General features: G+C 42.4%; 9 protein-coding genes. 4 read left to right on the top strand and 5 right to left on the bottom strand.

Translation table 11 applies throughout. From position 1 onward, the window contains the following. Positions 1-484: 484 nt before the first annotated feature. On the top strand, positions 485-745 hold the full coding sequence (locus ACEW8O_RS26945) for a hypothetical protein (protein ID WP_373497728.1): 261 nt from the start codon (positions 485-487) through the stop codon (positions 743-745). Positions 746-992: 247 nt separating this feature from the next. Here ACEW8O_RS26945 and ACEW8O_RS26940 read toward each other — a convergent pair whose 3' ends face one another. Next, entirely contained in the window at positions 993-2,213 is a 1,221-nt protein-coding gene (locus ACEW8O_RS26940) for a DUF418 domain-containing protein (protein ID WP_373497727.1), read from the bottom strand. Positions 2,214-2,754: 541 nt separating this feature from the next. On the opposite strand from ACEW8O_RS26940, the gene ACEW8O_RS26935 reads away from it, so the two are divergent. Next, positions 2,755-3,018 carry a transposase gene (locus ACEW8O_RS26935; RefSeq protein ID WP_373497726.1) on the top strand — a complete coding sequence of 88 codons (264 nt, stop codon included), beginning with the start codon at positions 2,755-2,757 and terminating at the stop codon, positions 3,016-3,018. 8 nt (positions 3,019-3,026) lie between these two features. Here the strand turns inward: ACEW8O_RS26935 and ACEW8O_RS26930 are convergent, their stop codons facing one another. From ACEW8O_RS26930 to ACEW8O_RS26920, 3 genes are all read right to left on the bottom strand, one after another. Next, the gene (locus ACEW8O_RS26930) at positions 3,027-4,583 is read right to left on the bottom strand and encodes a sulfatase (RefSeq protein ID WP_373497725.1); all 1,557 of its coding nucleotides are present in this window, start codon (positions 4,581-4,583) and stop codon (positions 3,027-3,029) included. Between the two features lie 230 nt (positions 4,584-4,813). Then, the gene (locus tag ACEW8O_RS26925) at positions 4,814-5,854 is read right to left on the bottom strand and encodes a glycosyl hydrolase family 28-related protein (RefSeq protein ID WP_373497724.1); all 1,041 of its coding nucleotides are present in this window, start codon (positions 5,852-5,854) and stop codon (positions 4,814-4,816) included. A gap of 69 nt (positions 5,855-5,923) precedes the next feature. Next, complete coding sequence (locus ACEW8O_RS26920) at positions 5,924-7,261, bottom strand: aminotransferase class V-fold PLP-dependent enzyme (protein ID WP_373497723.1); 1,338 nt, start codon at positions 7,259-7,261, stop codon at positions 5,924-5,926. 276 nt (positions 7,262-7,537) lie between these two features. Here ACEW8O_RS26920 and ACEW8O_RS26915 point away from each other — a divergent pair, with 276 nt between their 5' ends. Continuing rightward, on the top strand, positions 7,538-7,759 hold the full coding sequence (locus ACEW8O_RS26915; protein ID WP_373497722.1) for a transposase: 222 nt from the start codon (positions 7,538-7,540) through the stop codon (positions 7,757-7,759). Then, on the top strand, positions 7,710-7,895 hold the full coding sequence (locus tag ACEW8O_RS26910; RefSeq protein ID WP_373497729.1) for a hypothetical protein: 186 nt from the start codon (positions 7,710-7,712) through the stop codon (positions 7,893-7,895). Before ACEW8O_RS26915 ends, ACEW8O_RS26910 begins: the two co-directional genes overlap by 50 nt. 202 nt (positions 7,896-8,097) lie before the next feature. Here the strand turns inward: ACEW8O_RS26910 and ACEW8O_RS26905 are convergent. Continuing rightward, the coding region (locus ACEW8O_RS26905; protein WP_373497721.1) for an alpha/beta hydrolase family protein at positions 8,098-8,786 on the bottom strand (689 nt) is incomplete at its 5' end.

Raw genomic sequence — 8,786 nt, 5'->3', positions numbered from 1 at the left:
GTTTAGAACTATAAATAGCATTCAATTCTTTAAAGGACTTTGCCTTGTCACCTCGACGTCAGGAGAGGTCTATGGCCTGATGTCATTACCAATTCTGAACATTTTAATAATGTTGGGGACTCAGGATGACGGCTGCCTAGCAGGTAACTAAATGTCATTACCTTTTCTGAACATTTCCAAAATGTTAATTACTCGGGATGACGCAGAAGCCGATGTCATTTCATTTCTGTAAATGCCAATTTTGATAACTATCATTGACAAAGTTCAATCTAAGAGCAATACGACCTATAATGGAAAATATTTTACATAAATTTGATTTTACTGGAAAATATTTTCCTTACCTGTGGTTTTTATCAATTATAATGGAAAATTTTTGGAATTATACAATGCCTTAAAGAGCATGATCAAACCATTTTGAAAATCATACCATCATAAAATAATTCATCTACCTTCTATGTACAAAAATTACATAAAACCCGCCATGATGAAAAACTCTATAGATTTTAACCTCAACCTCTTCAAGATAATTATATCCATAGCCCTTTTTTCTTCATGCAATACTGAATCAAATATAAAAGAGGTAGGACAAGAATTTAATCTAGAAAATGAATTGGCAGCACTGATTAAAAACTTCAAGGGAGAGGCACATCTTTATGCTAAAAATCTCACCACAGGAGAAATTATCAATATAGATGGTGAAAGTACGCATTTGGCCGCAAGTGAAGCCAAACTGCAGAAGTCTTAGCATCGCCGGAAAAGTTTGGGTACCCCAAAGAAGCCGTAGAAATTTGCAAAAAAATCATGTCCAAGCATTATGAAGATAATGGATTGGCGAGATTCTTACCTTGGAGTCCGTTTACGGAAGAGGCTTGGATACTATTTAGCCCTCGGATCGTAGCCAAAAGAATAGCCACATGAAACCTACAACTAGTTTTTCATATGTATCTTTCTATTTACCCCTGTTGTTTTATTAATAATGTCTCTTCGTTTGATTACAAATTGACTGTCTCAGGAAGAGGTTGTGAAATTCTAAAAGGCTGTAGCTTTAGATAGGTAAGTGAACGCCATAACCACTCAATAGGTCCAAATTTAAATCTTTTTAACCAGTACCAGCTTATGGCCATTTGTGCTCCAATGATCAGAAGGGCAATAATTAGAAGTTCTATATTTCTGAATTCACCAACGTGCCCCAGGCCCCAGTTAAAGAATAAGAATGTGCCGATTATGGATTGAAACACATAATTTGTAAGTGCCATGCGTCCATAGGGAGCAAACCATGTAAGTGTTTTTTGCATTTTTGGCAATTCAAAAAGGTAAACAAACCCCGCGGCCAGAAATATGGTAAAGAAAAGATTGAAATTATCGTAAGCTGCTAATGCAAACATGGACCACCATGAAGTGAAATCAAAAATGCTTTCCATTTGGGAAAACAAGTACCAAAAGACAGGAATCATGGCTATAGTACCAATAAATGACCACAGAATTATTTTTTTAAGAACGATGCCGTTAGTCTGCAAATTTTCGAAAAGCCTGGTTCTGCCAATCCACATACCCAATAGGAAAAAGGCAAATGTAAGATAGCCCCTGCCTAATACACCCATTTGAAAATTGAATTTGCCAATCAGTGCAATAAAATTGACCCGCCAAACATCCATTATGGTTCCGCCTGTGATCGCCGCCATATATTTTTCATCAAAATTTTCAATGTTCAGTGCTATGATGGAATCATTACCAAAAATGCCAAAGGACAAAAATCTACCCCCACCCAGAAATAGAATGACAGCTAAGGCAAGTACAACCTTATTGCTGACACTGTGAAAAGGGATAAGCAAAAATCCAAAAAGCACATAAATCACTAAGATGTCCCCGGAATAGAAGGAATTGTGCACCAAACCAATTCCTAATAATACCAATAAACGCCACAGGTAACGGGTTTTGTAAGGTACACCACTTTTTTCGGCATTATCCATTTGTATGAAAAAGCTAAGACCAAAAAGCAATGAAAACAGGGCAAAAAACTTCCCCCTGATTATCCAAAAAGAGACTGTGTCTACAATGTAGTCGACAGGTCCGGAAAACATAACGGCCCGCATCTCATCAGTTGGGAAAGATGCCAAAAACTGTTCGAGTACATGGGCAATCACAATTCCCGCAAGAGCAAAACCCCTCAATGCGTCAACGGAATGGATTCGATTTTTTTTAACTTGGTCCATATGGATTAAAATTTAAATGTTTATAGAAAGGATCTGAATGAGGATTAAAAGTGTATTTCTAAAATTATTGATTGGTAAGTTTTGTTGGCCAGAGATTGCAAACAATTATTAGATTCGGATTGGTTGCTATTGATTAAAAGTCTTCAACCCGCCAACTACTGAAAGTTACAAAAATAATCAGTTCAATATCAATAATTTAGGACGAAATGCATCAATTTCTTCCCCAATGAACGGTTTTTCTTTCCGAAGATGGATTTTACCTCGGCTGTTTAGGACCTAATATTCAACGAGTAGGTTTGTTTCACAGGAACTGTCGGTTTGTGAGAAGAAGATTACCTCTTACAATTCTTATTGTTCCTCTCGATCAATCAAACAGATTAAGTTATCAAAACTTGCAATTTTTGTAAGTTTTGATAATTGTTGGTTGTTCTTCTTGTCTACCTCAGGGTTAAAGATATTGGATTGAGCATGAGCACTTACACACAACTCCTTTGTCACATAATTTTCTCTACCTACAAGAGAACTCCGACTCTGCACGAAAATGGACGTCCTGAATTATTTTCATATCTATGGGCTGCTAAAAAACAAAAAATGTCACACGTATAGGATCAATGGGGTGGAAGACCACCTGCATATATTTACCCATGTTCATCCTACCATTCATGTTTCATCTTTGATCAAAGATATCAAACTGGCCAGTACTGATATGATCAAAAAGAACCGTCTTTTTGATCATTTTGAAGGTTGGCAAAAAGGTCATGGGGCATTCACCGACAATTATTCATCAAAAGGGAATCTGATCTAATTTGGCTATTAAAACGATTCAAAGTTATTCCGCCTTACCAAACCGTTTCCGTCGATTGAATAGCCATCTGGGGCACCTTCTTTCCAGTTCAATTCAGGCAACATGTCCAGCAGCACTTTTCGGTGTTCTTCGATGACCTGTGTATTCTCCTTTTTATAGGCCATATTATCCCACTCATTGGGATCATTTGCGTGATCGTAAAGTTCTTCCAAGTTGATCTCCGGATAATAAATATACCGGTACCGCATGCTTCTTACGGCATGTCCGGTTACGCCAGGCTGGTTTTGGGCGGTAAATCTATAGCTGGATATGACTGGTGACGTCTTGGTAGTAGGGTCTTTAAGCTGCGGCAGCAGACTATTTCCATCTAAGTGGGATGGCTGCTTAAATCCTGTCAGATCAACCAGGGTGGGATACAAATCCATCAGGCTTACCGGTTGTTCGCACCGCTTGCCCGCAAGCGACATGCCCGGAACAGAAATGAGCAAAGGTACCCGCGTAGACCGTTCCCAAAGGGTGAATTTTTCGATATTGTCTTTCTCACCCATGTGCATGCCATGGTCAGACCATAAGACAACTATCGTGTTATCTGCATAAGCTGAGTTCTCCAAGGCATCAAGCAATCGCCCAACCATTGCATCGGAAAAGGTGATCGAGGCGGCATAGGATTGGATTATTTTTTCCCATTGGTCGTTATCCAACACCCATTTCATGATCCATCGCCGGCCATGATCGAAGGCGTCTTCCAGGTCATCCTTTTTACGTTCTGGCAGGACAATGTCTTCCAGGGGATACATGTCGAAATATTTTTGGGGTACTTCCCATGGATCATGCGGTTTCCACATGCCCGCGGCCAGAAAAAAGGGTTTGTCGTGTGGCTGGTTGAGTTGGTAATTTGCCCAATCCACGACATGGTAGTCAGCCATTTTTTCATCCGGAACAGGAATTGCCCCCCATGTCCACCATCCGTTTGCCCCGCCTCCGGGCCGGTTTTCGTTGTCTACGCCCTCGGAATAGATGACCTCTTCAGGTGCCCGGATCTGAAAAGGATGGGAAATATAGGCACTGGGATAGTAAAAATCCCAGTTGGCCGGTTCTACCTGGCTGGTGGGTGTCCATGGAGGTGCCTGACTGTGGTAAATCTTGCCTGCGCCCAAGGTGGTATATCCATTTTTTTGAAAGAATTGCTCCAGGGTTAGTACGTCTTTTAACGCATCAATTTCCCGCCACTTCGGTCCATCTCCCCAATGTACGTTTTGTGCGCCGGAACGCGCGTGGTGTACTCCGGTAAGAATGGCTGCCCGTGTGGGCGCACAGGCCGGGGCCGGCGTATGGGCATTGGTAAAAACCATGGAGGATGCAGCGAGTCGGTCAATATTGGGCGTATGGATCTTCATGCCCGTGTGTCCGGCTAGAAACCCGGCCCAATCACTCATATCGTCTACGGCTATAAAAAGGATATTTTGCTTTTCCACTACATTTTCTTGTGGCGTACTACAGGCTTGGAGGAGTAGCAGTGTCAATGCTGCCAGAATTGAACAGCCATATGGGTAAAAGGTTTTCATGGGTGGTTACTTGGTTTTTTAATTCCTTTACGAGTCAATATAAATCAAAAAGTTGACCCCTCCAACCGCACGTCATTGAAAGAATAGGGGAATTCTGTTTGTTGTTCCGGCAAAACTAGCTTCTATTTCATAGAATGTGAACAGACGCATATTGAATGACCCTTCATTTTTCTTTTTTGCGATTAAAATACAATCGGACTGCCAATTATTAAGCAGATTACACCAAGAGATTAATGTGTTAATTCAGCAGCACCTATCCGCCTGGCGCGAATTGATGTGCCGCCGATTTTAACAAACTGGTCGACAGCTCCCTTTCCACCCAGGACCACCCAGTAGTTGATGTCACCAACGCCCAGGTTTTGAGGGTCATTGATATCACTGACGAGGGTCTGCCAGTTGTTTTGGGTATTGGTCTGCCCTTCCCCGGGTTGTTCCGTATTCATCTGTTCGATCGAAAAACCGTGTATACCCAAGACATTGATATGATGAGAGTTGCGATAGGTGCCTACCCGAGCGAAACGGGAAGCATGATGTGCTTGGAGGAATACAAGACCGTTGATGTTTGAAGCCACTACGATGTTGTCTCCGTCGGTATGCTCATTGACAGTGATACCGGTGTGGTATCCGGTCACGACCACGTTACGCAAAACTGTCGATGCTGCATTGTTGATGGCCGGCGTGATAAGACCGCTGCTGCTATGGGTGGGCTTGGAGGCCTCTACATTGTATGTGTCGGTGTTGATTGACACGTTTTCAATTTTACATTGTGCGGCGTATTTCAAATCGATACCACCGATACCCGGATTATCATATGTTCGGATATCCAGGTTTCGTATGACCACGTTGACTCCAGAAAATACCATGTACAGCTTCTCGGGCGAGTTCTCTGCCGAGATGACGGCGGGGCCCGATTTTGAGAGGCTCTTTACGATCGTTCCGTTATTCTGTAACGGAAAAGATCCTATCGTTCCAAATACCGGCGTCGGTGAGCTTTCACCAACAATTTCTACAGTAATCCAATTCTTTGTTCCGGGAATAATGATTCTTCCCTGATAGATTCCGTCGGGAAGAAACATACGTCCACCACCCGCCTTGATTACCGCCTCCAGGCATGCCGAAAACGCCTCCGTGTTGTCGGTGCTGTCATCTCCCAGAGCACCGTAATCCACGGCGTTGAATGTGCCTGCATGCACTTGATCAGCTAAATATAGGAGCAGGCTACACATCGCCATAAGGGTAATTCCTAAATGTGTTCTGATTACATTTCTCATTTGAGGGGATTGTTGTAGTTCTTTAAATAAAGTGACGGGAAAATTAATTATTTCTCTTTTCCCGGGCCTTTAGGATCCCTTTGCTCCCATGTTTTGCGGTGAATGTTCCGCTGCCAATATTCCCAATGCCCTCACAAATTTATCCAAATCCGAGAGGCGGGTGTAAACATGGGGGGAAACCCTTACACAGTCCAAGTTTCGGTAAGGAATTGCGACTGTATGAATCTGAAATCGGGATAAAAGATAATTTTCCAAGTCTTTGGGTGTCAATCCTTCCACCGAAACCCCGGCAATGGCACAACTATAGGGAGCTTTCAGGGATGTATGTATCTTTACTCCGGGTATTTCCAGCGCTTTTTCAGCCCAATAGTTCTTTAAGTACCTTACCCTTTCCTCCTTGCGTTTGGTACCAATGCCATTGTGAAAGTTGAGCGCTTCGCCTATACCCTGCTCAATGGGATAACTCCTGGTTCCTATAGTTTCAAACTTACGAATGTTCTCGCTTTTTGGCTGCCCATTGCATAATAATGGCCATACCTTGCCGATCTTTTCCTTTTTTATCCATAACATTCCACTTCCTATTGGAGCCGAAAGGTACTTGTGAAGGGAGGTGCCAAAATAATCCCCCTCCAACTCGGGAATCTTAAAATCCAATAGTCCAAAAGAGTGAGCCCCATCCACGATCACCTCTATCCCGTGCTCATGGGCCATACGGCAAATCTTTTTTACCGGCATGATTTGACCGATCCAGTTGATCACGTGGGTGACATGGATGATTTTGGTCTTTTCGGTGATTGCCTCCTTGTAAGCCTGCACGATAAAGTCGTCGTCCTCTATGGGAAACTTAAAGTCAAGTTGTTTATATACGATGCCTTCTCTCTCTTGTCTTTGTCGCCAAGCTTGCATCATATTGCCATAATCAAAATGACAACCGATTACCTCGTCTCCCCTGGACAAGTCCAAACCGTAAATAATGGTGTTTAAGGCTTCTGTGGCGTTTCGGTTGATGGCGATTTCTTCTGGATCTGCTCCTCCTAATAAGGCAAGCTTTTCCCTCAAGGGCTCTCTTCCCTGGTCTAAAATCCTCCACATATAGTAGGATGGCCCCTGATTGGAAAGCTGGCTGTATCTTTCCACAGCCTGTAGTACTGGCATCGGGGAAGGGGACACCCCCCCATTGTTGAGGTTAAGCACCGGGGCGGAGCTGGCCGAATAGGCCTGCTGTATCATAGCCCAATAATCTTCCTGATCAGCCATTTCACTGGGTGAAAAGGAATTATATTTAGTGGACATGTCCTCGAAAACCGCCCCATAAGCTTGGTTGAAAATACTTTGCGCCGAAAAGGCTCCCCCGGCCAGTAACGTGGCATTTTTTAAAAAGGACCGTCTATTGGATTTTACACGCATTTGAAAAGAATCTAGTAGTGGTTTAGAAATTAATAAAAATAAAAATAGGCCAAAACACCCAAGTAATCAAAGTTTTACATGCGAATAATTATCTTATTTTGATCCTATCACTTTGCCGTATGCCATCAACACCCTCTGAAAGTACAACAAACACCTTTCTGGAACTACATTGAGGGGGTAGGAGCTACTAAATAACGACCGATTTTTCAACCCCGTCTTCAAAAATGATAAATTTAACCCATGTGTGAATTCAATTTTTTAAATTCAATCTAAAAAATGATTTTTAACCCTAAAACTTTTCATCATGAGCACTTACACACAACTCCTTTGCACATTATTTTCTCCACCTACAAGAGGACTCCAACGCTACATGAAAATGGGCGTCCAGAATTATTTTCCTATATCTCCGGGCTGTTAAAAAACAAAAAATGCCATTTGTACAGGATCAATGGGATGGAAGACCACCTACATATTCACCCATGTTCATCCGACGATTAATGTTTCATCTTTGATCAAAGATATCAAACTGGCCAGTTCAGATATGATCAAAAAGAACCGTCTTTTTGATCATTTTGAGGGTGGCAAAAAGATTATGGGGCATTCCCTATCAATTATTCATCAAAAAACAATCTGATCGAATACGTCAAAAACCAACAGGAACATCATAAAAAGTTTGATTTTTTGGATGAATTCAAAACGATTCTAGAGGAGAATGGGATTGAGTTTGATTAGCCACACATAGCAATGTGTGGACTTGAAATTGACACATTCATTTATTTTATCAACCCTGAAGGAGTTGAATTTAAAAACCCCTAGATGCCACTCCTATCCTTAATTTACTTCCTCTCCGCCTGCTCCTCAATAAACTTAAACGCTGCCTCATACACCGCAACCCAATTTCGGTGCAACAAAAACGAATGCACCTCATCCGGAAAAACCAATTGTTCCACATGGACCCCTTGCTTTCTTAACACCTCCAATAACTCCACACTCTCCGAAAACAGTACATTCCTGTCATCATCCCCGTGGATCATCAAGACTGGGTCTTTCCAATTTTTGACATGGTACATGGGGGAGGACTTGAAGGCCAACTCGGCCATTTCTGGAAATTTCTCCGGTTTGTACCATGGTGCAAATACTGGAATGTCATTGTTCCAATTGTGAACCCCATGGATATCCACTCCTGCCAAAAACTTACCGGGTGCTTGGGAGAGGGCATGGGCTGTCAAAAATCCTCCATAACTTCCGCCCCAAGGGACAATTTTAGTAGCATCTACATCAGGCCTCGATGCCAGATAATCCGCTGCGGCCATTACATCCTGAACCTCACTTGCTCCGCCTGCCCCGTAGTTATCTTCTTCTCTGAAATCCAATCCGTAGCCAATTCCACTACGGTAATTCAAGGAAAGTGCGATATAGCCATTGGCGGCAAAAAACTGCTGCATGGCATAAGCATGGCTGTAATACAGCCCATAATTAAAACCCAACAACATCTGCCTTCTGCTACCACCATGCAGGAAAATCA

It is taken from the genome of Aquiflexum sp., from assembly GCF_041749095.1.
In the GTDB taxonomy this organism is placed as follows: domain Bacteria; phylum Bacteroidota; class Bacteroidia; order Cytophagales; family Cyclobacteriaceae; genus Aquiflexum.
Note: the sequence above shows the minus strand (reverse complement) of the source record. Positions and strands in the feature narration are given on the sequence as shown.